Source organism: Streptomyces sp. NPDC003247 (assembly GCF_042888135.1).
Classification (GTDB): Bacteria; Actinomycetota; Actinomycetes; order Streptomycetales; family Streptomycetaceae; genus Streptomyces.
This window is the reverse complement of record NZ_JBIAPF010000005.1, coordinates 87,885-111,886: the sequence shown is the minus strand read 5'-3', so window position 1 is coordinate 111,886 and position 24,002 is coordinate 87,885. Positions and strand designations below refer to the sequence as shown.

The 24,002-nt window shown below is 72.6% G+C and carries 21 protein-coding genes and 1 pseudogene; 6 read left to right on the top strand and 16 right to left on the bottom strand.

The features are described from left to right. Window positions 1–89: 89 nt before the first annotated feature. The 3 genes from ACFYWQ_RS18050 to ACFYWQ_RS18040 are packed head-to-tail and all read right to left on the bottom strand — an operon-like array spanning window position 90 to window position 3,174. On the bottom strand, window positions 90–1,076 hold the full coding sequence (locus ACFYWQ_RS18050; protein WP_389517621.1) for an aldo/keto reductase: 987 nt from the start codon (window positions 1,074–1,076) through the stop codon (window positions 90–92). Continuing rightward, window positions 1,073–1,831 (bottom strand): SDR family NAD(P)-dependent oxidoreductase, encoded by a 759-nt coding sequence (locus ACFYWQ_RS18045; protein WP_389517619.1) that lies wholly within the window; start codon window positions 1,829–1,831, stop codon window positions 1,073–1,075. Before ACFYWQ_RS18045 ends, ACFYWQ_RS18050 begins: the two co-directional genes overlap by 4 nt. Continuing rightward, window positions 1,828–3,174: an L-fuconate dehydratase gene (locus ACFYWQ_RS18040; protein ID WP_389517617.1), complete on the bottom strand. Its 1,347-nt coding sequence runs from the start codon at window positions 3,172–3,174 to the stop codon at window positions 1,828–1,830. The genes ACFYWQ_RS18045 and ACFYWQ_RS18040 overlap by 4 nt, the downstream gene beginning before the upstream one ends. Window positions 3,175–3,323: 149 nt before the next feature. Between ACFYWQ_RS18040 and ACFYWQ_RS18035 the strand changes: the two genes are divergently transcribed. Then, window positions 3,324–4,112 (top strand): FadR/GntR family transcriptional regulator, encoded by a 789-nt coding sequence (locus ACFYWQ_RS18035; RefSeq protein WP_389517615.1) that lies wholly within the window; start codon window positions 3,324–3,326, stop codon window positions 4,110–4,112. A gap of 171 nt (window positions 4,113–4,283) precedes the next feature. Here the strand turns inward: ACFYWQ_RS18035 and ACFYWQ_RS18030 are convergent, their stop codons facing one another. The 6 genes from ACFYWQ_RS18030 to ACFYWQ_RS18005 all read right to left on the bottom strand — a co-directional run bounded on the left by ACFYWQ_RS18030 (window position 4,284) and on the right by ACFYWQ_RS18005 (window position 11,322). After that, a complete protein-coding gene (locus ACFYWQ_RS18030) occupies window positions 4,284–4,457 on the bottom strand; it encodes a hypothetical protein (protein WP_389517614.1) in 174 nt (57 codons plus the stop codon). A 410-nt stretch (window positions 4,458–4,867) separates the two neighbouring features. Further along, entirely contained in the window at window positions 4,868–6,409 is a 1,542-nt protein-coding gene (locus ACFYWQ_RS18025; protein ID WP_389517612.1) for an SDR family NAD(P)-dependent oxidoreductase, read from the bottom strand. 102 nt (window positions 6,410–6,511) lie between these two features. Then, window positions 6,512–7,834: a wax ester/triacylglycerol synthase family O-acyltransferase gene (locus tag ACFYWQ_RS18020; protein WP_389517610.1), complete on the bottom strand. Its 1,323-nt coding sequence runs from the start codon at window positions 7,832–7,834 to the stop codon at window positions 6,512–6,514. Window positions 7,835–7,977: 143 nt separating this feature from the next. Then, a complete protein-coding gene (gene glgC, locus ACFYWQ_RS18015; RefSeq protein WP_389517608.1) occupies window positions 7,978–9,198 on the bottom strand; it encodes a glucose-1-phosphate adenylyltransferase in 1,221 nt (406 codons plus the stop codon). A 52-nt stretch (window positions 9,199–9,250) separates the two neighbouring features. Then, on the bottom strand, window positions 9,251–10,423 hold the full coding sequence (glgA, locus tag ACFYWQ_RS18010; protein ID WP_389517606.1) for a glycogen synthase: 1,173 nt from the start codon (window positions 10,421–10,423) through the stop codon (window positions 9,251–9,253). A gap of 38 nt (window positions 10,424–10,461) precedes the next feature. After that, window positions 10,462–11,322: a (2Fe-2S)-binding protein gene (locus ACFYWQ_RS18005; RefSeq protein WP_389517605.1), complete on the bottom strand. Its 861-nt coding sequence runs from the start codon at window positions 11,320–11,322 to the stop codon at window positions 10,462–10,464. A 333-nt stretch (window positions 11,323–11,655) separates the two neighbouring features. Between ACFYWQ_RS18005 and ACFYWQ_RS18000 the strand changes: the two genes are divergently transcribed. Beyond that, on the top strand, window positions 11,656–12,804 hold the full coding sequence (locus ACFYWQ_RS18000) for a DMT family transporter (RefSeq protein ID WP_389517603.1): 1,149 nt from the start codon (window positions 11,656–11,658) through the stop codon (window positions 12,802–12,804). On the opposite strand, the gene ACFYWQ_RS17995 is transcribed toward ACFYWQ_RS18000, so the two are convergent. Then, entirely contained in the window at window positions 12,794–14,041 is a 1,248-nt protein-coding gene (locus ACFYWQ_RS17995; protein WP_389517601.1) for a transglycosylase family protein, read from the bottom strand. The genes ACFYWQ_RS18000 and ACFYWQ_RS17995 overlap by 11 nt on opposite strands. Before the next feature lie 439 nt (window positions 14,042–14,480). On the opposite strand from ACFYWQ_RS17995, the gene gndA reads away from it, so the two are divergent. Further along, entirely contained in the window at window positions 14,481–15,920 is a 1,440-nt protein-coding gene (gene gndA / locus ACFYWQ_RS17990; protein ID WP_389517599.1) for an NADP-dependent phosphogluconate dehydrogenase, read from the top strand. Between the two features lie 420 nt (window positions 15,921–16,340). Here gndA and ACFYWQ_RS17985 read toward each other — a convergent pair whose 3' ends face one another. From ACFYWQ_RS17985 to panD, 3 genes are all read right to left on the bottom strand, one after another. After that, complete coding sequence (locus ACFYWQ_RS17985) at window positions 16,341–17,024, bottom strand: aspartate/glutamate racemase family protein (protein WP_389517597.1); 684 nt, start codon at window positions 17,022–17,024, stop codon at window positions 16,341–16,343. Between the two features lie 2 nt (window positions 17,025–17,026). Next, window positions 17,027–17,374, bottom strand: a complete 348-nt coding sequence (locus tag ACFYWQ_RS17980) for a GNAT family N-acetyltransferase (RefSeq protein WP_389517595.1) — start codon at window positions 17,372–17,374, stop codon at window positions 17,027–17,029. Between the two features lie 69 nt (window positions 17,375–17,443). Further along, window positions 17,444–17,863 (bottom strand): aspartate 1-decarboxylase, encoded by a 420-nt coding sequence (gene panD / locus ACFYWQ_RS17975; protein ID WP_389517593.1) that lies wholly within the window; start codon window positions 17,861–17,863, stop codon window positions 17,444–17,446. 135 nt (window positions 17,864–17,998) lie between these two features. Here panD and ACFYWQ_RS17970 point away from each other — a divergent pair, with 135 nt between their 5' ends. Both ACFYWQ_RS17970 and ACFYWQ_RS17965 read left to right on the top strand, forming a co-directional pair. Next, window positions 17,999–18,508: a hypothetical protein gene (locus ACFYWQ_RS17970; RefSeq protein WP_389517591.1), complete on the top strand. Its 510-nt coding sequence runs from the start codon at window positions 17,999–18,001 to the stop codon at window positions 18,506–18,508. 67 nt (window positions 18,509–18,575) lie between these two features. Beyond that, a complete protein-coding gene (locus ACFYWQ_RS17965; protein WP_389517589.1) occupies window positions 18,576–20,222 on the top strand; it encodes a hypothetical protein in 1,647 nt (548 codons plus the stop codon). Window positions 20,223–20,296: 74 nt separating this feature from the next. Here the strand turns inward: ACFYWQ_RS17965 and ACFYWQ_RS17960 are convergent, their stop codons facing one another. After that, window positions 20,297–20,488, bottom strand: a complete 192-nt coding sequence (locus tag ACFYWQ_RS17960; protein WP_389517587.1) for a DUF397 domain-containing protein — start codon at window positions 20,486–20,488, stop codon at window positions 20,297–20,299. Then, entirely contained in the window at window positions 20,485–21,372 is an 888-nt protein-coding gene (locus tag ACFYWQ_RS17955) for a helix-turn-helix domain-containing protein (protein ID WP_389517585.1), read from the bottom strand. Before ACFYWQ_RS17955 ends, ACFYWQ_RS17960 begins: the two co-directional genes overlap by 4 nt. Before the next feature lie 208 nt (window positions 21,373–21,580). Here ACFYWQ_RS17955 and ACFYWQ_RS17950 point away from each other — a divergent pair. Further along, a pseudogene (locus tag ACFYWQ_RS17950) lies at window positions 21,581–21,844 on the top strand (hypothetical protein); the annotation flags it as partial. 115 nt (window positions 21,845–21,959) lie between these two features. On the opposite strand, the gene ACFYWQ_RS17945 reads toward ACFYWQ_RS17950, so the two are convergent. After that, entirely contained in the window at window positions 21,960–23,651 is a 1,692-nt protein-coding gene (locus tag ACFYWQ_RS17945) for a subtype B tannase (RefSeq protein WP_389517583.1), read from the bottom strand. Window positions 23,652–24,002 lie beyond the last annotated feature (351 nt).

The window sequence follows — 24,002 nt, the reverse complement described above, 5'->3', positions numbered from 1 at the left end:
AGGCGGGGCGACGGGTGGGACGGCGGGCGGGACGGCGGGCGGGACGACGGGCGGGACGACGGGCGGGACGGCGGGTGGGACGGCGGTCCTCATGACGGCTCCCCGGCGGGGACGGGCGCGTCGGGCGGCAGGAGGCCCGTCTCGCGCAGCTCTCGCCAGTAGGCGGCCGGGACCGTCGCCGCGAACCGCCGTGCGCAGTCGTCGGCCTCGGCCGCCGAGCGGGCGCCGACCAGGACGCTCGCCACGGCCGGGTGGGCGGCGCAGAAGGAGAGGGCGGCGGCCCGCAGGGTGGTGCCGTGGCGTTCGGCGACGGCGCTGAGCCGCCGGGCCCGCTCGATCACCTCGCGCGGGGCCTGCGCGTAGTCGTAGGTGGCGGTCGCTCCCGGGTCGGCCAGCAGGCCCGAGTTGAACGCACCGCCGATCACCACCGAGATGCCGCGTGCCGCGGCGGCGGGGAGGAGCGAGGTGAGCGCGCCCTGTTCCAGCAGGGTGTACCGGCCCGCGCACAGCACCACGTCGACGTCGGTGTCGCGGACGAAGCGGGTGAGCATCGCCGTCTGGTTCATGCCGGCGCCGATCGCGCCGACCACGCCCTCGGAGCGCAGGCGTTCCAGGGCCGGATAGCCCTCGCGGAACGCCTCCTCGGCATGGTCGTCGGGGTCGTGGAGATAGACGACGTCGACACGGTCGAGGCCGAGGCGGTCCAGGCTCGCCTCCAGGGTGCGGCGGATGCCGTCGGCGGTGAAGTCCCAGACGCGGCGGGCGGTGGCGGGCACGGCGAAGCCGTCGGCGAGGTCGTCACCGGTGCCGTCGGCCGGTTCCAGGCGGCGGCCCACCTTGGTCGACACCGTGTAGGCGGCGCGCGGGTGCTCGCGCAGGGCGGCGCCGAGCCGCCGTTCGGACAGGCCGAGGCCGTAGTGGGGGGCGGTGTCGAAGTAGCGGACGCCCTGGCGCCAGGCGGCGGCGACGGCCTCGTGGGCCTGCTCGTCGCCGACCTCGGTGTAGAGGTTGCCGATGCCGGCGGTGCCGAGGCCGAGGCGGGTGACCCGGACACCGCTGCGGCCGAGGGTGTTCACCGGCGCTCCGCCGGGCGCAGGCGCAGGCCCTGCATGCCGCCGTCGACGGCGAGGGCGGTGCCGGTGGTGGCGCCGGACAGGGGGCTCGCCAGGTAGGCGATGGCACCCGCGACCTCGGCGGCGCTGACCAGGCGGCCGGTGGGCTGGCGGGCCTCCAGGGCGGCGCGTTCGGCGGCCGGGTCGTCGGCGGCGTCGAGCAGGCGGCCGATCCACGGGGTGTCGGCCGTGCCCGGGTTGACGCAGTTGACGCGGATGCCCTCGCGGACGTGGTCGGCGGCCATGGCGAGGGTGAGGGAGAGGACGGCTCCCTTGGTGGCGCTGTAGAGCACGCGCTGCGGCAGGCCGGCGGTGGCGGCTATGGAGCAGGTGTTGACGATCGCCGCGTGCGCGGAGCGGCGCAGGTGGGGCAGGGCGGCGCGGGCCGTGCGGACCATGCCGACGACGTTGACGTCGAGGACGCGGTGCCACTCGGCGTCGTCGTTGTCCTCGACGGTGCCCTGCGCGCCGATGCCGGCGTTGTTGACGAGGACGTCCAGGCCGCCGAGGTCGGCGACGGCCGCCGCGACGGCGGAGCGTACGGAGGGGTCGTCGGTGACGTCGGCGCGGTAGCCGCGCAGCGGCTCGTCCACACCCGTCGGGTCCAGGTCGAGGACGGCGACCCGGGCGCCGCGTTCGGCCAGCAGGTCGGCGGTGGCCCGGCCGATGCCGGAGGCGCCGCCGGTCACCAAGGCCCTGAGTCCGTCGAAGTCGGTCATGCCGTCCGCTCCTTCTCGTGCGCCGCCAGGTCGGCGGCCCAGAAGGTGCCGCCGGGGAACGTGTACCGCGCGATCGACTCGGGCCGCATGGCGGCCGAGAAGCCCGGCGCGGTGGGTGCCGCGTAGTGACCATCCCTGATCACCACGGGGTCGAGGAAGTGGTCGTGCAGATGGTCGACGTATTCGATCACGCGGTCCTCGGTGGTGCCGGAGAGGGCGACGTAGTCGAACATCGCCAGGTGCTGGACGAGTTCGCACAGTCCGACGCCGCCCGCGTGCGGGCAGACCGGCACGCCGAACCGGGCCGCCAGCAGCAGGATCGCGAGGTTCTCGTTGACGCCGCCGACCCGGGCCGCGTCGAGCTGGAGGATGTCGAGGGCGCCGGCCTGGAGGAGCTGTTTGAAGACGACGCGGTTCTGGACGTGCTCGCCGGTGGCGACCTTGACCGGGGCGACCGCCTCGCGGACGGCCGCGTGGCCGAGGATGTCGTCGGGGCTGGTGGGCTCCTCGATCCAGTAGGGGTCGAACTCGGCGAGGGCGCGGGTCCAGCGGATCGCCTCGCCGACGTCCCAGCGCTGGTTGGCGTCGACGGCGAGCCGGATGTCGGGGCCGACGACGGACCGGGCGACGCGGCAGCGCCGTACGTCGTCCGCGAGGTCCGCGCCGACCTTGAGCTTGATCTGCCGGAAGCCGTCGGCGACGGCCTCGCGGGCGAGGCGGGTGAGTTTGTCGTCGTCGTAGCCGAGCCAGCCGGCGGAGGTGGTGTAGGCGGGGTAGCCGGTGGACAGCAGTCGTGCGGTGCGCTCGGCCGCTCCCTGCCGTCCGCGGCGCAGCAGGTCGAGGGCCTCGTCGGGGGTGAGGGCGTCGGAGAGGTACCGGAAGTCGACCTGGCCGACGAGCCACTCGGGGTCGGCGTCGGCGAGCAGCCGCCACAGGGGCTTGCGGGCGCGTTTGGCGGCGAGGTCCCAGACGGCGTTGACGACCGCGCCGATCGCCATGTGCATCACGCCCTTCTCGGGGCCGAGCCAGCGCAGTTGGCTGTCGCCGACCAGGGCGCGGCTGAGGGTGCCCGGGTCGGCGCACAGCTCGTCCACGGACCGGCCGACGACGTGCGGGCGCAGCGCCTCGACGGCGGCGACCTGGACCTCGTTGCCCCGGCCGATGGTGAAGGTGAACCCGTGTCCCTCGTGGCCGTCGGGGGCGTCGGTGCGCAGCACGACGTAGGCCGCCGAGTAGTCGGGGTCCGGGTTCATCGCGTCGGAGCCGTCGAGTTCGCGGGAGGTGGGGAAGCGGATGTCGTGGGTGTCGACCGCGGTGACGCGGGCGGGGGTCGAGGACGCCATGCCGCATATTTATCAGACCACTTGCCGTCCCCGACACCCTCGACACGGCAGATTGTCGCTCTCATGCCCCAAGTGGTCGGACCACATCAGTGGCTAGACTGCGGCGCACCGGTGCCGGGAGAGAACGCGCCGGTGACGGGAGAGACGACGTGAACAAGGCCGACGGGGCCGACGGGAGCCGGCCGGGCGGGCCCGCCGCCCCAAGGGGAACGGTGACGCAGCGCGCCATCGAGCGGATCAAGGCGATGATCGCGGAGGGGCTGCTGGAGCCGGGCCAGCGGCTGCCCACCGAGCGCGACCTCGCGGCGCAGCTGGGCATCTCCCGCAGTTCGATGCGGGAGGCGATCCGGGCGCTGACCGTGCTGGGCGTCCTGGAGGTGCGGCACGGTTCCGGTATCTACGTGACGCAGCTTCAGGCCGGCGACCTGCTGGAGACGTTCGGGGTGGTGGCCGATCTGTCGCGCGGCCCGCGGCTGGTGGAACTGCTGGAGGTGCGGCGGGTGCTGGAGTCGACGGCGACCGCGCTGGCCGCGGCCCGCATCACCCCGGAGCGACTGGCGGTCGTGGAGGGCCACTTGGCGGCGATGAACGCGACGGACGACCCGGAGGAGATCCTGGCCCACGATCTCGCCTTCCACCGGGAAATCGCGGCGGCCGCCGGCAACGAGACCATGGCGGCGGTCCTGGAGGGCCTCTCCTCCCGCACCTTCCGCGCCCGGGTCTGGCGCGGCTACCGGGAGGAGGGCGCCTTCGCCCGCACCCGCCGTGAGCACGCGGCGATCCACCGCGCCCTGGCCGCCCGGGATCCGGAGGCGGCACGAGCGGCGGCGGCCGCGCACGTGGGCGCAGTGGAGGAGTGGCTGCGGGCCCAGCTCGGCGAGGGGGGCGGCCGCGCAGGCGGTGGCTCCGGCCCCGAGCCCGGCCCGCCGGGTTCCTGACGTACGGCGGTGATACGACCGGAATCGGCCCGCCGCCCGGACCCGTCGGCTCGGCCCGGTGTCAACCGGAGCCGTTCCGCGTGTCGTTCGGGTGGGCGGCGGGGTCTGCACGGGCGTGTCACACGCACGCCCGTGCGTCAGGCGATCGCGAGGGGGTTCACCCGCGCGGGGTCAGTCCACGCTGGGGAGGATGTGGGGCTCGGCGAGGTCCTCCTCGTAGCCCGCGAGACGGATGGGGGCCGAGCGGGCCCACACGTCGAGGCTGCCGATGTCTCCGGGCCTGCGGCCGGCGCGCTCCGCGCGTTCCTTGGGGCGCTGTTCGCGATTCGTCGTCTCCGGTGTCACCGCGCACTCCTTATGTGTCGGATCACCCTCGGGCGTGCCGGTCGGTCTGCATCGGTCCGGCGCTCGGCGCGTCCTCGGGTCTGTCTGTCTGAAGGCGGTTCGGACGCGGTGGCGCCTGCGTTTCCGAGGAGAGCAGGCCGTGGTGAACCGGCTGTCCCGTGACGGACCGTGGGTGTGGGTGGCACTCCGTTCTGCTGTCCGTCCGCTACAGATTAACCAAATGAGCGGAGGGGCGCTCGATAGGGCCGAAAATTTGGGGTAACCATGGCAAGTCACCCATGTGTCCCCGCAGGTGAATTGAACCTTTTCGCCCACTGTTACGCCCTTTAGGCTTCACCCGAACGGACTACAGCGGTGACCGCCGACGGTGGCGGACGGAGGCCGTGAGCGGCCCGACGGCCGCTCCTCGTCTACCACTTGCCGGGTGCGTAGTCCTTGAGGAAGACGCCGTACAGGTCCTCGCCGGCCTCGCCGCGCACGACCGGGTCGTAGACCCGGGCCGCGCCGTCGACCAGGTCGAGCGGGGCGTGGAAACCCTCCTCGGCGAGGCGCAGCTTGTCGTAGTGGGGGCGCTCGTCGGTGATCCAGCCGGTGTCCACCGAGGTCATGAGGATGCCGTCGGTCTGGAACATCTCCTGGGCGCTGGTCCGCGTCACCATGTTCATCGCCGCCTTGGCGGCGTTGGTGTTCGGGTGGCCCGCGCCCTTGTAGCCGCGGCCGAAGACGCCTTCCATCGCCGAGACGTTCACGACGTACGCGCGCCCGCTCGCCGCCTTCCGGGCGGCGGCGGCCATCGCCGGGCGGAGCTTGCTGATCAGGATGAACGGCGCCGTGTAGTTGCACAGCTGGGTCTCGAGGAGCTCCACCGGGGAGATCTGCTCGATGGTCTGCACCCAGGTGTTGGTGTCGACGACGTCGGGGAGCAGGCCGCCCGCGTCGATGGCGGTGCCGTCGAGGTGCCGGGCGACGCTGGCGTTGCCGGCGACGAGGGCGAGGTCGGCGACCTTCTGCGCGTCCAGGCCGCTGATCCCGACGGGCAGCGCGGCCAGGCCGTCGACCGCACCGGAGTTGAAGGCGCCGATGACGTGGTGGGCGGGCAGTTCACCGGCGGGCAGCGGGGCGCTCTCGCCCTCGACGAGGGCGGCGTAGGCGGAGGGCAGACGGCGTACGGTCTGCGTCGCGTTGTTGATGAGGATGTCGAGGGGGCCCGCCTCGGCGACCCGGTCGGCGAGGGCCACGGCCTGCGCCGGGTCGCGCAGGTCGATGCCGACGACCTCCAGACGGTGCATCCAGTCGGCCGAGTCGTCCATGGCCTTGAAGCGGCGGATGGCGTCCTTCGGGAAGCGCGTGGTGATCGTCGTGTGCGCGCCGTCGCGCAGCAGCCTGAGCGCGATGTACATGCCGATCTTGGCGCGGCCGCCGGTGAGCAGGGCGCGCTTGCCGGTGAGGTCGGTGCGGGCGTCGCGCCGGGCGCGGTTCTCGGTGGCGCAGTCCGGGCAGAGCTGGTGGTAGAAGTAGTCGACCTCGACGTACCGGCTCTTGCAGGTGTAGCAGGAGCGCGGGCGCTGGAGTATCCCCGCGATCCTGCCCTCCTCCGTGATCGAGGACGGCAGGATGCCCTCGGTCTCGTCGTCGATGCGCTGGGCCGAGCCGGTCGCGGTGGCCTCGGTGACCGCCTTGTCGTGCGCGGTCTTGGCGGCCCGGCGCTCCTGGCGGCGGCGCTGCTTGACCGTGCGGTAGACACCGGCGGTGGCCCGGCGCACGGCGATGGCGTCGGGGTGGTCGACCTCCAGCTTGTCGAGCTCCTCCAGCACGGCCAGGCATACGGCGAGCCGCTCGGGGTCGATACCGGGCCCGTACCCGACCTCGTCGGCGGTCGCGTACCCGACCTCGTCGGCGGCCGTGCGCACGACCTCGTCCGCGGTCGTCGAGCCGCCCTCTGTCACCGTCATCGCGCTGCCGTTCCCTGCTCACCCGTGCGGCGCTCGGACCGCGCCCGCTGTCGAACGGGGAAGTTTACGGAGCGCCGGGCCACACCTCCAAACCCGTACGGGTCAAGAGCCGCAGGCCGTGATGAGCGTCTCCACCTCCCCGGTCAGCGCCCGCGCGAACCGGTCGAGGTCGGGCACCGCCTCGGCGTCGGCGACCAGGCCGTAGTGGACGCGGCCGCGGTAGGTGGAGACGGCCACCGCCAGGGCCTGGCCGCGGGCGAGCGGGGCGTACGGGTAGACCTCGGTGACCGGGTTGCCGCCGAGCTTCAGGCCGAGGCTGGGCAGGGGCACGCTGGTGACCAGGATGTCGAACCAGAGCCGGGCGGCCTGGCCGACCAGGGGCCCGCCGAGGCGGTGGCCGAGAGCGGGGACGTGATCGGCGAGCAGGGCGACGGCGCCCGCGCCCCGGCCCGGTCCGGCGTTCTTGTTGCGGTCCATGGCGGCGCGGACCGCGGCGAGCCGCCCGAGCGGGTCCGGGTCGTCGACGGGGAGCCGCATCAGGTATCCGGAGAGCCGGTTGCCCTGCGGGTGCGCGGTGCGCGGACGGCGACGGGAGACCGGGATGAGCGCACGGGGCGCCACCCCCTCGCTGCCGTCGCCGCGCTCGTCGAGCCAGTGGCGCAGGGCGCCGGCCACGACCGCGATGAGGACGTCGTTGACGGTGCCGCCGACCACCTTGCGGACGCGGTGCACGTCGTCGAGGTCGAGGGTGACACCGGCGGTACGGCGGGTTCCGGTGGGTCCGGCGGTGAGCGCGGCCGTCGACTGCCGCCCCAGGGTGTGCACGGCGACGGAGGCGCCGATGTCGAGGGCGCGGCCCACGTCCGACAGGGCGCCGCGCAGCAGCCCGGGCAGTCTGCGCACGTCGTGCAGCGGCGGACGGTCCGGCCCGGCGGGCCGGGGCCGGGGCGCGGGCAGGTCCAACGGGTCCAGCACGGCCGCGGCGAGGGTCAGGGCGCGCAGGCCGTCGGCGAGGGCGTGGTGGAACTTGAACAGGACGGCGAAGCGCTCGCCGCCCTCCTCCGGCAGGACGTGGGCCTCCCAGAGCGGGCGGCCGCGTTCCAGCGGGCGCTCCATGAGCCGGCCGGCCGCGGCCTGGAAGTCGGCGGCCGGAGCGTGCAGCCGGACGTGGTGGAGGGGGTCGAAGTCCGGGTCGGGCTCGCGCACCGCGCCGCCGAAGGCGAGCGGCTGCCAGACGTCCCGGATCCGCATGCGCAGTCCGGGGACGGCGGCCGCGCGGGCGGCGAGCAGATCGGCGGCGTGGGCGCCCGCGGAGGGCGAGGGCGCCGTGAACACGCCGAGCGCGCCGAGGTGCATGGGGTGCGCGGGCGACTCGATGTTCCAGAACGCCAGGTCGAGGGGTGCCAGCAGATCATCAGCAGTCACGGGCTTGCCTCGCGCTTCGACGACGGGTGAGGCAGCAGTCAATCGCCTTCGGGCGATTACGGTCAAGCACCATCATGTTACGCACAGTAAACAACTGGTGAAAGAGAGAGTGCGTCCCTGCCGACAGGGCCTGGGGACAACTCCTAGGACACCCGCTGGCCCTTCCCGAGGGCGATCACCCCGCCCTGGGACACGGAGTACAGCTCCGCGTCCCGCTCCGGGTTGACCCCGATGGTGGCGCCGGGCGGTACCTCGACGTTCTTGTCCAGGACCGCCCCGCGCACCACCGCGCCCCGGCCGATGTGGACGTTGTCGTGCAGGACCGACCCCTGGACGACGGCACCGGGGTCGACCACGACCCCCGGGGACAGCACGGAGCGGGTGACCTGCCCCCGGATGAGGCAGCCCGCGCTGATGATCGACTCTCCGGCGATGCCGCCCGCGTTGAAGCGGGCCGGGGACAGCTGGTTGGAGTGGGTGTAGATGGGCCAGCTGCGGTTGTACAGGTTGAACGCGGGGCGCTCGGCGATCAGGTCCATGTGGGCGTCGTAGTACGCGTCGAGCGTCCCGACGTCCCGCCAGTAGCCCTGGTCGCGGGTGGTCTCGCCGGGGACGTGGTTGTCGCCGAAGTCGTACAGGCGGGCCTGGCCGCGTCGGGTGAGCTGGGGCAGGAGGGAGCCGCCCATGTCGTGCACGGAGGCCTGGTCCTCGGCGTCGCGGTGGAGCGCCTCGACGAGGGCCTTGGTGGTGAAGACGTAGTTCCCCATGGAGGCGAACACGCACTCCGGGTCGTCGGCGAGGCCCGGCGGGTCGGCGGGCTTCTCCAGGAAGCGCTCGACCGTCTGCCCGTCCGAGCCCGGGGTGATGACGCCGAAGGACGACGACTCCGCACGCGGCACCCGGATCCCGGCCACCGTGACGCCCGCCCCGCTGTCGATGTGCTGGGCGAGCATCTGGCGGGGGTCCATGCGGTAGACGTGGTCGGCCCCGAACACGGCGACGTACTCGGGCTGTTCGTCGTGGATCAGGTTCAGCGACTGGAGGATGGCGTCCGCGCTGCCGAGGTACCAGCGCGGGCCGAGCCGCTGCTGGGCCGGGACCGGGGTGATGTAGTTGCCGAGCAGGCTGGACATCCGCCAGGTGGTGGTGATGTGCCGGTCCAGCGAGTGCGACTTGTACTGCGTCAGGACGCAGATGCGCAGGATGTCGGCGTTGACGAGGTTGGACAGCACGAAGTCGACGAGCCGGTAGGTGCCGCCGAAGGTGACCGCGGGCTTCGCACGGTCCGCCGTGAGGGGCATCAGCCGTTTGCCCTCCCCGCCCGCCAGCACGATTCCGAGAACCGAAGGTCCCCCACGACGCATCGCCGCTCCCCTCACCCGAGTCGTGCACCATGGTTGCCCCGAACGGGGCGCGCTACGCCTGTTTGACGATCTCCTCGTACACCCGGACCGTGCGCCGGGCCACCGCGTCCCAGCCGAACTCGCCCACCGCGCGGACCCGTCCGGCCTCGCCCATGCGGCGCGCGGTCTCCGGGTCGCCGAGGACGGAGTCCAGCGCCCGCGTGAGACCCGCCTCGAACTCCTCGTCCCCCTCCCCAAGGGGGACCAACAGCCCGGTCGCGCCGTCCTCGACGACCTCGGGGATGCCGCCGACCCGCGAGGCCACGACGGGCGTGCCGCAGGCCATCGCCTCCAGGTTGACGATGCCGAGGGGTTCGTACACCGACGGGCAGACGAACACGGCGGCGTGCGTGAGGAGTTGGACGACCTCCGGGCGCGGCAGCATCCGCGGGATCCAGTGCACGCCGTCCCGGGCCCGGCCCAGCTCCTCGAACAGTTCGCGGAACTCCCGGTCGATCTCGGGGGTGTCGGGCGCGCCCGCGCACAGCACGACCTGGGCCGCCGGGTCGATGTCCCGGACGGCGCGCAGCAGATGGGGGACGCCCTTCTGACGGGTGATCCGGCCGACGAACAGCACGTACGGGCGGGACGGGTCGAGGCCGACGCGGGCGAGGGCGTCGGTGCCGTGGTCGGGCCGGTACAGGGCGGTGTCGATGCCGTTGTGCACGACGTGGACCCGGTCCGCGTCCAGGGCCGGGTAGCAGGCCAGGACGTCCTCGCGCATCGCGCCGGAGACCGCGATCACCGCGTCGGCGGCCTCCACGGCGGTCCGCTCGGCCCAGCCGGAGAGGGCGTACCCGCCGCCGAGCTGCTCGGCCTTCCAGGGGCGCAGGGGCTCCAGCGAGTGGGCGGTCAGCACGTGCGGGACGCCGTACAGCTCCTTGGCGAGGTGACCGGCCAGGTTGGCGTACCAGGTGTGGGAGTGGACCAGCTCGCGGCCTTCGAGGGCGGCCGCCATGGCGAGGTCGACGGAGAAGGTGCGCAGGGCGTCGTTGGCCCCGTCGAGGGCGGACCAGGGCCGGTGGCGCAGCACCCCGCCCGCCCGGTCCGCCGAGGACCCCTCGCCCCAGCAGTGCACGTCGAGGTCGACCAGACCCCGCAGCTCGCGGGCGAGGAACTCGACGTGGACGCCCGCGCCGCCGTACACGTCCGGGGGATACTCCCGGGTCAGCAGTCCCACTCGCACCCGGAACCCCCCAATCGCCGCGGCCGGTTCCCTCATGGTCACCCAGACGGGGCGCGCGGGGAAGAGCGCGGGGGGCTCGGGAAGCAGCAGTCCCCGCAGACGCCCCCGCCGGGCACCCGGTAGTAGAGGCAGCAGCTGCGGCGCCGGAAAGCGGTGCCGGTGCGGAGGCCGGTGCTCGCGAGCAGGGGGTGGGCGAACAGCTCCGCGGTCAGCGTGCGGGAGCGGGCCGCGACGTCCGTACGGCCGTGCGCCCGCGCCCACTCCCCCAGCCCGCGGGCCGCGCCGGCCAGCGCCGACGCGGCGTTGCCGCGCAGGAGCCCCGGGGCCACGGGGTGGCGGGCGCGCAGGGCCGCCGCCAGCGGTTCGAGGTGCCCGTGGAGCACCGCGTCGGCCAGGGCGCCCGCGGTGGCGGGCCGGGCCCGGACCTCCGTGAGCCACAGATCGTCCGGGGCGCTCCCGTCCGGGTCCCAGCGCAGCAGCCCCGGGTCCAGGTCGGGCAGACGGCCGTAGAGCGCGGCGCTGCCGAGCGCCACCGACCACAGCCGGGCCGCCAGTCCCTGCTGCGCGACGGAGGCGGCCGTCCGCGTCTCGGACGTGCGCAGGGCGAGGGCCACCTTGCGGACGCGGAAGGCCAGCGGATGGGCGTGGGCGTCCGGTGGTGCGGGCGGTGGGGGGTGCGGTGGGGTGTGTGGTGGTCCCTGTGGTGGGGTGTGCGGTGGCTCGGGCGCCGCCTCGTGCGACGGTCCGTGCGACGGGCCGCCGGCCGGCACGTCCGCGTAGACGCGGGCGAGCGTCGGCAGGGGCCGGGCCGGGTCCGTGGCCGCGGGGGGTGCGGTGGTGCGCAGGACGAAGAAGCCGCCGAGCCGGCGGAGGGCGGCGAGGTCGGGGTCGAGGTCCACGAGGGGCAGTAGTACCAGGGCGGGCGGCCGCGGGCGTGATCGGCCGGACACGGCGGGGTTCGGGGATCCGGAGACCGGGGGTCCGCCGACGACCGTCGGCAACCGTCGGGATCCGGTGGCATCCGGTGGTATCGGGTGGTATCGGGTGGCATCCGGCGAATATCACCCCCCTTGGGGAGGACTGTGGTCCCCTGGTACTACATCGGCAGTAGGACCCATTGAGTGCTCAGGTACGACGACGGGAACAGATCGACAAGGCATCGTGTTGAGTATGGAAGCCGACCGTTCGCCGCGCCGGGCCCTGGCCCCCCGCCTCGCGCAGAGGAGCAGCTCATGAGCGCCCTCGCGTTGTCCGTGGTCCTGTCACTCGTGTCCGCGGTCGCCTACGCGGCCGGGGCGATCGTGCAGGAGCAGGTCGCGGTCTCCTCCCCCGGCGAGCAGTACGCGCCGCTGCGCCGGCCGGCCTGGTGGGCGGCGGTGGGGCTGAACTGCCTGGGCGGGCTGCTGCACGTCGTGGCGCTCGCCTACGGTCCCCTCAGTCTGGTCCAGCCGCTGGGCGCGCTGACGATCGTGGTCGCCCTGCCGATGGCCGCCCTCTTCGTGGGCCGCAGGGCCGGGGCGACGGCCTGGCGGGGCGCCATCATGGCGACGGTGGGTCTCGCCGGTCTGCTGTCCCTGGTCGGCGCGGCCGACGCGCAGTCGCTCAGCACCCCGCAGCGGGTGGGCGCCGCGGTCGTCACCGGCGGCGCGGTGGTGGCCCTGATGGTCGCCGGGCGGGCGGCGCACCGGCACCCGGCGGTGCGCAGCATGCTGCTGGCGACCGCGTCCGGCATAGCCTTCGGCATGTCGTCGGTGTTCACCAAGACCGTCGCCGTCGACTGGACCGGTGGCGTCTCGGCGGCCGACCTCCCGTCCCTCGCCGTGATCGGCGTGCTGGCCACGGCCGGCATGCTGCTGTCGCAGGCCTCCTACCGGGGCGGCGGTCTCGCGGCCCCGCTGGCGACGCTGACCGTGGTGAACCCGGTGGTGGCGGCAGCGGTCGGCATCACGATGTTCGGCGAGACCTTCCGCTACGGCACCACGGGCACCGTGCTCGCGCTGAGCTGCGGCGTGGTGGCGGCCGGTGGCCTGATCCTCCTGACGACCGAGCGGCTCGCGGGCCCCGGGCCGGAACCCCGGCCCGAGCCGGAGCGGATGCCCGCGGCCGCGGACGGGCTGCCCGGCGGCTCCCCGGAGCCGCAGGACGCGGCGCCCCGGGAAGAGGCCGTGCGGGAGGCCCGGGCGGTCGTGCGGGAGACCCGGGCGGCGGCGGGCGAGGTCCGCGAGGGTGCGTTCGTACCGGCCCAGCCCCGGGGCGAGCCGGTGGCGGCGGCGTCCGACGACGCCGCCGAACCGCCGACCGCCGGGTACGTACCGGTCTACGGCGGCCCGTACGTCCCGATGCCCGTCCTCGTCCGGCACCGCGCACGCGTCAGATCGTGACGCCGCCGGCCCGCAGGTAGGCCACCGGATCGATGTCCGTACCGAATCCGGGCCCGGTCCGCACCTCGAAGTGCAGGTGCGGGCCCGTGCTGTTGCCCGTGGAGCCGGAGCGGCCGATGCGCTGGCCGGCGCCGACCGACTGCCCGTCCCGCACGGAGATGGCGGACAGGTGCGCGTACTGCGAGTAGCGGCCGTCGGAGTGCCGGATGACGACCTGGTAGCCGAACGAACCCTCCCAGCCGGCGCTCACCACCTTGCCCGCCGCCACGGCCTGCACGGACGTGCCGGTGGCGACGGGGAAGTCGACGCCGGTGTGGTAGCCCTTCGACCAGGAGGAGCCCGTGGCGTGGTACGGCGTGCCCGTGGCCGCGCTGACCGGGGCGACGAGGGCGTGACCGGCCGACGACTTCTTCTTCCCGGTCGCCTTCTTCTCCGCGCTCTTGCCCGCGCCGCTCTTCTGCTGCGTGCTCTTCGTCTTGCCGTCCTGCTTGCCGGTCGTCGCCTTGCCGTTCGCCGCCCCGGTGCCCGAGGAACCCTGCCGCAGCTCCAGCCGCTGGCCCGGCACGATCAGGTCGGGGTCCGCGCCGATGGTCGTCCGGTTGCCGGCGTACAGCCGCCGCCAGCCGCCGCGGACGTCCTGGTCGTCGGCGATGCCGGAGAGGGTGTCGCCGCGCACCACCGTGTACATCTCGGCGGTGCCGGCCCGTGACTGGGGGGTGGCCTGCGGCTGGACGTCCTTGAGCGAGTTCTTGGACGTCTTCCCGGCGGTTTTCCCGGCCGTCTTGCCGGCGGCCTTTCCAGCGGATGTCCCGGCGGTCTTCTTCGCCGTGCCGCCGGGGTCGATGTCGGGGGTGTCGCCGCCCCGGGTCAGTCCGGCGCGGACCGAGCAGGTGGGCCAGGCGCCGGGGCCCTGGCCGTCGAGCACCTTCTCGGCCACGGCGATCTGCTGGTCCTTGGTGGCGAGGTCGGCGCGCGGCGCGTACCGGGTGCCGCCGTACGCCTCCCAGGTGGACTGGGTGAACTGGAGCCCGCCGTAGTAGCCGTTGCCGGTGTTGATGTCCCAGTCGTTGCTCGACTCGCACGCGGCGACCTTGTCCCAGGTGCCCACGTCGGCTGCCTGCGCGGCGCCGGTTCCGATGAGCGGGAGGGCCATGCCGGCGCCGCCCGCCGTGACGGTGAGCGAGGCGCGGTTGATCCTGTTCGGCTGATACCGGCGGTGCCGGCCGCGTACGGCCATGGAGATCCCCCTCGACATGCGTCAGGAGGGGCAAAAGTAAGGGCTGTCAAGCGGCCGGGACAAGACGACTATCGGCCGCCCTGTCTCAACTCGCCCGGTACGCGCCCCCTGTTGCGCGACGGTGGGACCCAGGAGACGTGCGAGCCGGGCCCACGCCGGCCGGGACGCGCGGGGGACGGGCGCGCGCCACCGTGTCAGGACGTGCGGTCGGCCCACCGCCACGCCAGGATGGTCCGCGGCACGGGACCGGCGGGGAACGAGCAGCACGGGACCGGCGGGGAACGAGCGGCACGGGACCGGCGGGGAACGAGCGCTACGACCGGTACCACCGAGAACAGGGCACAACCGAGCAGAAGGCACCACCGAGCACAAGGCACCACCGAGCACAGGGCACCACCGCACCGAGCAGGACCACCAGGACCCCTGAGGAGCCAACAGCATGAGCACGTCAGCCCAGATCGGCGTCACGGGACTCGCGGTCATGGGCCGCAACCTCGCCCGCAACTTCGCCCGCAACGGCTACGCGGTCGCCGTGCACAACCGGACGGCGGCGCGCACGCACGCGCTGGTGAAGGAGTTCGGGCACGAGGGCGACTTCGTCGCGGCCGAGACCGCCGAGGAGTTCGTGGCGGCGCTGGAGCGGCCCCGCCGCCTGGTGATCATGGTCAAGGCCGGAGGGCCGACCGACGCGGTGATCGAGGAGTTCGCCCCGCTGCTGGAGCCCGGCGACATGATCATCGACGGGGGCAACGCGCACTTCGCCGACACCCGGCGCCGGGAGCGCGCACTGCGCGAGCGGGGCATCCACTTCGTCGGCACCGGCATCTCCGGCGGTGAGGAGGGCGCCCTGCACGGACCGAGCATCATGCCGGGCGGCTCCACGGAGTCGTACGCCTCACTGGGCCCGATGCTGGAGAGGATCTCCGCGAAGGCGGCGGACGGGGCGCCCTGTGTGACCCACGTCGGTCCCGACGGCGCCGGGCACTTCGTGAAGATGGTCCACAACGGCATCGAGTACGCGGACATGCAGCTGATCGGCGAGGCGTACCAACTGCTGCGCGACGTCGCCGGATACTCCCCCGCCGAGATCGCGGACGTCTTCCGCACCTGGAACACCGGCCGGCTCGACTCGTACCTCATCGAGATCACGGCCGAGGTGCTGTCGCACGTGGACCCGGCGACGGGGGCGCCCTTCGTGGACGTGGTGGTGGACCGGGCGGAGCAGAAGGGCACCGGGCGCTGGACCGTGCAGATCGCGCTGGACCTCGGTGTACCGGTGTCGGGCATCGCCGAGGCCGTCTTCGCGCGCTCGCTGTCGGGCCACGCGGCGCTGCGGGAGGCGTCCCGGGGGCTGGCCGGGCCGAAGCCGGCCGCGCTGGACCGGGCCGAGGCACAGGCCTTCGCGGACCGGGTGGAGCAGGCGCTGTACGCCTCGAAGATCGTGTCGTACACACAGGGCTTCCACGAGATCGCCGCGGGCGGCGACGAGTACGGCTGGGACATCGACCTCGGGGGTGTCGCCGCGATCTGGCGGGGCGGCTGCATCATCCGGGCGGCCTTCCTCGACCGGATCCGCGCCGCGTACGACGCGCGGCCGGACCTGCCCAGCCTGCTGTCGGACGAGACGTTCGCCGCGGAGATCGCCGCGGCGCAGGACGCGTGGCGCGAGGTGCTGGTGTCCGCGACGCTCCAGGGCGTGCCCGCGCCGGGGTTCGCCGCGGCGCTCGCCTACTACGACGCGCTGCGCGCCGAGCGGCTGCCCGCGGCCCTCACCCAGGGGCAGCGGGACTTCTTCGGGGCGCACACGTACCGGAGGGTGGACCGGGACGGGGCGTTCCACACCCTGTGGGGCGGGGACCGGTCGGAGGTGCCGGCGTAGGCGCCCGACGGGCGTTCACGCCGTGTTCGGCGGGGGCGCGGCTGCCTGCGCCCCCGCCGTCCGCGGCCGTTCCGCCTACCGCCTTCCGGTCAGCTCAGCGGCGGTCCCGGTTCCGGGGCGGGGACCGGCTCGGGGCCCGGCGGGATCGGGGACGGGGAGGGTTCCGGGGGCGGGCCCGGGTGGGGTGGGGCCGGGGAGGGAGTGGGGTCGGGATACGGCGGAACCGGCGCCGGGGTGGGGTCCGGGCCCGGCGGCGGCTCGGGGGGCGGGACCGGAGTGGGATAGGGGTCCGGAGCCGGTGTCGGCGGGGGCTGTACGGGGTCGGGCTGCGGGCTGGTCATGGTGTCCTCACGTCCTCCGGCCAGTGGTGCAGCGTGGCGCTGGACTACTGCTCCGCGTACCCGGAGGGCGCGCGGACAGTCACCCGCCGGTGGCAGCGGGTGCGTCCGCCGGGGACTGCGCGCCGGCGCCCTCGTCCCCCCGCGCCGCCCGCGCTCCCGCCGCCAGCCCCGAGCGGGGGCTGCTCAGCACCGGTACCGGGGTCCGCGTGAGCCGCTGGGCCGGGGCCATGGAGCCCTGGGCGAGGAGGACGGCGTCGGCGTCCTCGACCGCGTCGGCCGCGTCGGCGACGAGGCGGGCGCAGCCCTCCGTGTCGCCGGCCGCGAACCGGGACCAGGCGCCGTCGACGAGGACCGTGCGGACGTGCACGGCGCGTTCCGCGCGGCGGGCCTCCTCCCTGAGCAGCCCGACGGTCGGCTCGAAGGTGCTCTCCACGGTCGCGAGGACGACGACGCGCGGACCGGCGGCGACCGCCGCGGCGGCCATCGGCCGGTCGGTGCGCACCACCGGCACCGGCGCCCCTGCCGCCTCCGCCACCGCGCCGAGGGTCGAGCAGGTGCAGAGCACCGCCCGTGCCCCGTCGGCGACGGCCCGGTCGAGCACGGCCCGTACGTCGGCGGCGACCGCGTCGGGACCGTGCGAACGGGCCCGGGACAGCAGGTCCTCGTCGACGAAGTGCCGCAGTTCCAGGCCCGGGTGGTCCTCGTCGCGCAGGGCCTCGAAGACGGGGACGTGGAGCGGCGAGGTGTGCAGGAGGGCCAGCACCCTCAGAACCGCCCGGGGTGCGCGCGCAGCCAGTCCTTGGCCGCGGCGAGCAGCGCGGGGTCGGCCGCCGGCGCCTCCTCGGGGTGACGCTCGGCCCACTTCACGACGTAGGGGCACAGCGGCGCGACCGGTGTCTCCTCGCGTGCGGCGAGGAGGTACAGCTCACGGGCGAGGGAGCCCGCGATGCCCTGGCCCTCGTGGGCCGGTTCGACGATGGTGTGCACCGGGACCAGGGCGCGGCCGGGCGACTCGAGCACGAAGTACTCGATGCGGCCGACCACGTCGCCGCCCTCGTCGAGGGCTTCGAGACGGCCGGCCGCCCGGTCGTCGCGGATCCGGATGTCGCTCATGGTCACGCTCCTGGGGCGAGGGCTGGGGATGCGTCGGGTACCGCGGGTGAGGTGAGTGCGCCGGGACGGTCAGACCGACACGGCCTGCGGGCTGCGCTCCTGGTCGGAGCCCGGTACCGGCTCGGCGGGGTCGGCACCCAGGCTCACGATGCGGTTGTCGCGGTCCACGTGCACGACCCTGGGCCGCAGGGTCCGTGCCTCGGCGTCGGTCACCTGAGCGTAGCTGATGATGATCACCAGGTCTCCGGGGTGCACGAGGTGGGCGGCGGCCCCGTTGATCCCCACGACACCCGAGCCGCGCTCGCCCTCGATGACGTACGTCTCCAGCCGCGCCCCGTTGGTGATGTCCACGATGTGGACCAGTTCACCGGGCAGCAGGTCGGCGGCGTCCAGCAGGTCGGCGTCGATGGTCACCGATCCCACGTAGTGCAGGTCGGCCTGGGTGACGGTGGCGCGGTGGATCTTGGACTTGAACAGAGTACGCAGCACTTTGGACTCCTGGTAGACAGCTCCCTGCCGGCCTTCTGCAGGTCAGGGGCGTTGTGCACTGTACTCCGGCACTCGTCGGACGCGAAGACTCCGAGGGACGTCGATGTCACTCGGGCAGGAAGGAGAACACCGCAGGTGGTACGTCGAAGCCAGAGCAGCAACCCCCGTTCGGTCGTCGCCCTCACCGCGGGTACGGACTGGGGCACCCGCGCCGCCGCGCAGCGGCGGAGCAGCGGGGCCGAGGCCCCCATACCCAAGCGACAGCCCGCGAAGATCAAGGCCCTGCAACAGGCCATCGGGGTGGCTCGCCTCGCGATCAACAACAAGCGTTGGCATGCGGCGCGTTACGCGCTCAGCCGGGCCCGCGCCCTCACCGACGCCCTCCCCGCCGACGTGGCCACCCAGGAACGCGACCAGCTCTCCGCGCTTCGCAAGAAATACGCCGCACGTGACACCCCGGCCGCAAAGATCGCCAGGAAGGCGAAGGCGGCACCTGCCAAGCAGACGGGCGGCAAGAAGCCCATCCCGGAGAAGTCCACGGCGAAGAAGGCCGCACAGGAACCGAAGCCCTCGCCTGTGCGTGACCTCAGTGACCGTTTCATCAACCGCACGGCCCTCGGCTATGGGCCGACCGACAAGGCCTAACACTCCAGGAAGGCTTGCTTCCCCGCCCCCAGCACCACCCCGCCTCAATTACTCCCGAGGAGCGCCCATGGAACCACGCGGCTACCGCATGGTGGTCTCGACCGAGCTCGACTACGTCGAAGCATGCGGCATCGCAGAGCGGCAACTGCTCGATTGGATTCGCAGCAAGGCGTACGACCCGTCCGGGCTGGACGAGGGGCGGACCGAGATCGCCCCGCACGCCACCCTCGACCGCGACTCGGAAGGCGGCCGCAAGGGCGCCTACAGCCGCTGGCGCATGCGCGAGACACCCTCCGCCACCTCCGGCACCTGGCAGTCGACGCTGATCGTGCGTTCAGGTCTCGCCGAGGACGAGGGCCGCACCTGGTTACAGGTCGACATCGAGCACCAGCCGGCCCGCGAGGGCGGCGTTCCCAAACGCGCCAACACACCGAACATCGTCCGTTCCCTCCTGGAGGCACTGGAGGCGCGTGACGCACAGGCCGATGTCACCGCCGCGCCCGTGTTCGTCGAGACCGAAGACGTCGACGACACCATCGAGGAGCTGTGCGACAGCGGCCGGCGGATGCCCGTCGTCATCGCCACGGTGCCGTACGGGAAAGACCCCGACGACTGGTCACGAGGGGTCGTCGAACCTCTCTTCCGCAACTTGCACGGACTGGCCGTGCTGTACGTGCTCACGCCGGAAGCACAGTCCAAGTTCAACGATGCGCTGGAGTACCACCCCGTGTTCGGCGGTGGCGTCCGCACCTACCTGCCCGGACTCGACCCGGCATGGAAGCCCGACGCCCAACGTCACCCCGTGATGTCGCGCCGCACCATCGAGGCCGACCCCCTCCGCGCCGCCTCCATACTCGCGGCCCTCCCCCAACGGCTCTCCTCCCGACAACCGTTGCCCGCCGCCCTGCTCGGCATCCCGCGACAGCGCACCCGCCCCCGCTCGGCGCCGGACGGCACCGACCTCGTTCAGCTCCGCTCCGACAAGGCGACCCTGACCGCCCTGTTGGACGAGGCGGAGCGTGCGGAATCGATGCGGGTCGACGAGATCAACGGCCTTTACGCGGAGCTCGCGAAGGCAGAACAGGCCAGCGACGAACTGCGCGGCGAGAACGAGGAACTGTACGACAGGGTCCAGGAATCCCAGCGACTCATTCGCTTCCTGCGTGAACAATTGCAGGAGAACGGGCAGTTCGCCGTCGCCCACACGCCGGCCGTCGCCGCGGGCATCAGCTACCCGACGACCTTCTCGGAGCTGCTGGACCGTCTGGACGAGCTGCCCGGCATCTCGTTCACCGGCAGCGCCAAGATCACCCGGTCTCTCGACAGCCAGTCGGTGGACAACTGGCTGTACGTCGCCTGGGACGGCCTACTGGCCCTGGACCACTTCGCTCGGTCCTCCGCCGACGGCGCGGTCTCGGGTGATTTCCTGAGCTGGTGCAAGTCCGACGCCTCCAGCGCCTTCCCCTTCCCGGCGGCCAAGGTGGCCATGCGCGAGTCGGACACGGTCGCCCGTAAAACGAAACTGCGCAGCGAGCGCATGCTTCCGGTACCGGACGATGTGGACCCCGACCGACGGGTCTTCATGCAGGCCCACTTGAAGATAGGCGGAGGCAACACGATCGCCCCGCGCCTTCACTTCTACGACGACTGCCCCCGCTCGGGGAAGGTGTATGTCGGCTACCTCGGCCCGCACCTGCGCAACACCCTCACCTGAAGCCTCCGCACCGAAGAGGGTGTGCCCTCAGCCGCTCCGAACTCGGACGCGGCGAACGGCACACCCTCGGTCGCTCAGCGCTCCGACGCGAACCGCACGAACTGCCCCCAGCCTTCGCGGCCGACGGCGAAGGCCAGGCGGGTCACGTCCTTGGAATCCCGTACGTGTACGGCCTGTTCGGCGATCGCGACCTCCACGCAGTCGTCCCCCTGGGTGCCGCTGTAACTGGACTTGAACCAGGCGAGTTCCGATGTACCGCTACTCATAGCTCTCCTCGCAGTCGCTCCAGCAGGTCCCGCGATTCCTTGGGGTTGAGGGCCTGCGAGCGCAGTGTGTCATAGCGTCGGCAGAGCAGGCTCACTTCTTTCGGGTCGGAGATCAGCCGCCCGTTCTGCTGCCCCTCGGAGTAGCCAAGCCGCCTTCCCTCCGGAGATTCCAAAATGCGCACGGGCCCGTCCAAGCACCCATGGAACTCCAGCTCCAGCGGGACCACTTGCAACGTCACGTTGCGCGGCGCGGTGAGCGCAAGCACATGGTCCAGCATGCTCGCCTGCACCTGCGCTCCACCCAGCCCCCGTCGGAGAACCGACTCCTCCACGATGAAGCCGAACGGCACGGTCGGCCGGTCCCGCATTATCGTCTGCCGCTCCATTCGGGCGGCGACCTGAGCCTCCGCCTGCTCATCGGTCAGCAGCGGGATGCTGTTGTCGAACACCGCCCGCGCATACGCCTCCGACTGCAACAACCCCGGCACGAGCCGGCACTCGTACGTGCACAGGCTCACCGCCTCCCGCTCCAGCCGTGCCCACCGCCGGAACCAGGCCGCGAGCCCTGCCTCGCCTCGCGTCAGGTGCCGGGCTGCCTTCCGCAGCGCGCCTGTGTTGCCGAGAGCTTCCTCCGCGCGCTCGACGAACGTCTCGTCCGGCATCCGGCGTCCCAACTCAACCGACTCCACGGTGTGCTTGGAGTACTGGACCCGGACTCCGAAGTCGACCCGGCTGAGGCCCGCGTGCTCGCGCAGCGCTTGGACGAAGGCGCCGAACGTGCGCAGGCTGTCGGACGGGTGGGGTTCTCGTTCGTACTCCCCCGCCGGAACCACCCGCTCACCGACGGCCCCGGCCGCCTCCCCCTCGACTCGGACGTGCTCCATCCGCAGCCCCTTTCCCTCCGTACCGCGCCGCGACGGCTCCTCTCACCGCCCGCACTCAAGGGCCAGAGTGAAGGAGAACCTGTCGTACCGTCCACTCTCCGTGGCCGTACGCTAACTTTGCGTACGGGGTGTGGTGCTCGCCCTCAGCCACATCCGGCCGCCAATCTGGCGTCGTGGACCTGCCCCTCCACCCCGTCGGCCGGGCCGGGTCCGGGGCACCTGGGACGAGCCGAAGCAGGCGGCGGCCTGGCTCGGCGAACAACTGGCCGCGTGCGCCTACCGGTTCGCGTCGGAGGGCGACCGCGACACCGCGCGCCTGTCCCGCCTGGTGGACGCGGCCGCCGCAGACCTGGGCTCGGGCGCCGACGTGTCGTACGGCCACTACCTCGAACGCCCCACGTACCTCTCCCTGGCCGTGGTGACCCGCTCCCCGAACCGCGCCCTCCCCGAACTCCCCTGCCCGGGCGTGTAGCCGAGGACGGCCGGGGCACGCGGCCTCACCGCGCGGTCGGGCCGCTCGTACGCCTTCCCGAGCGGCCCGGCCGGGCAGATCGCCGGACTGTCGCCGGCCTCTGGAGCAAGGTGTGTCAGTGGTGTCCCTCGGCGAGCGGGTCGCCGGCCTTCTTGACGACCTTGGCGATCCAGGCCATCGCCTCCGGCACGTCGTAGTTGCCGGCATGCGGCTGGTTCCACGCCAGTTGGAAGTTCACGTCCTTGACCTGCTGGTCCGCCTCCAGCGCCCGGTCGAGGTTGATCCCGATGATGAACGAGGTGTCCCGGTCCCGGGTGCCGTTGCGGACGTACCAGTTCGGCGCGGTGTCGGCGTCCTCGGTGCCGACGAAGTCCATCGGATTGATCAGATGGAGCTGGTCGTCAACGGTGGTGCTCTTCTTGGCGAGGTACTGCTTCCAGGTCAGCCCGGTGTCGTCCAGGCCGCTGCCGTCCCCGGCGACGTCGTTGTTGTTCCAGCTGAACTCGGTGTAGTTCAGGTACTTCTGGGTGTACGGGCCGAAGAGGTTCGTCTCGGTGCCGCTCGTGGTGTTGCCGTACACGCCCACCGCGTCGAACGCCGGCGTCGTCTTCAGCGTGGCCTGGGTCGCGACGAACTTCAGGTACTTCGCCATGTCGACCGACCGCACCTTGTCGGCCGCGTTGTCGACGTCGATCCAGTCGTTGACATACGACTTCGTGGTGGAGCCGCCGGCACCGCCGGACGCGACGACGAAGTTCTCGCCCAGCGCCGGGATCGTGTGGGCGGCGTCGGCCTTGAGGTACGCCTCCGCCGAGCGGATGACCTCCTTCTTGATGGTGGTCAGCATGGTGGCGGCGGTCAGTTCGGAGCCGTCCGGGTTGCGCAGGCCGAGGCTCTCCTCGTACGCCGGGAACCCGGCCGCGATCTCCGCCGCGTCCTCGGCCTGGGCGTTCGAGCCGGTCGCGTCCCGGGTGCCGAGCACGTTGTACAGCCACTCGTAGGCGACATCCGCGTTGCCGAGATCCGTGATGGGGCAGTACGCGTTGACCGCGAACACGTCGTCGCGCAGAGTGCTGCGGCCCTTGGAGTCGATTCCGGCCGCACCGATCGCGGCGAGGTAGGAGTCGTACTCGCTGTCGTTGCCGGAGGCGCCGAGGATGGACGACAGCGCACCGCCACCGCTGGTGCCGTTCACGACGATCCGCTCGGCACTGCCCGGCATCATGGCGTCATTGAGGCGCAGGTAGCGCACCGCGGCCTTGGCATCGACCACCGCGGAGGGGGCCTTGCCCGGCGATGATCCGTCGGCACCGACCAGTCCCCGGCTGCGGCTGGCGACGTCGACGAACACGTAACCGGCCTTCAGCGCCGCGCCGACATTGCTGGTCGAACTGTCGTAGGTGCCACCGGCGGTCACGCTCGCCTTGATGTAACTGGCCATCCAGCCGCCGTTGTTCACGGCGAAGTAGACGGGCGCCCGCTGGTCGCCGACGGCGCTCTCGGGCACGAAGACGTTCATGCTCTGGTAGCCGCACCGGGTGTTGCCGATGGTGGTGCTGCCGGATATCCCGGACTGCTGAGCGGCGGCCTCGACCGGGTCGGCGACGTAGCAGAGTTCCTTGTACCAGCGCACGTTCACCGACTGACCGTCGACCGTGACGGTGATCGTCGTGTAGGCGCTCTTGTCGAACGCCAGTGCCGCGTCCTGCGGATCCACGACATGGTCGCGCTCGTGCGAGGTGGACGCGACCGCGAAGGAGGCCGGCGTCACGACCGCTGTCAGGGCGAGGGAGCCGATGATCGCCATCCCTCGCAGGAGGCGCTTGCGGGCCGGGGCTCGCCCCTCCCGGATTCCCGTGGAATGTACTGCGTCGCGTCCGGAGGACGCCGAGAGCCGCTGCATGGGGTCTCCCTCGTTGGGGCACCAGGTGCCTCGCCGATGCCTCAGGATCAAGGCGTGACGCACGCTACAAGATTGTTAACAATACGCACATAGATTTCGCGAACAATTTTGTTGACGATAGTCGGGACAGTTCTGGGCCTGGGCGGAGGGACTGGGAGGAGGGGCCAGCGGTGAACAGGACGAAGCCGGCGATCTCGTCCGGGTGGCCCGGCGGGCACCGTGAGCGGTGCCCGCGGCCGTCGTCGGACGAGCCCG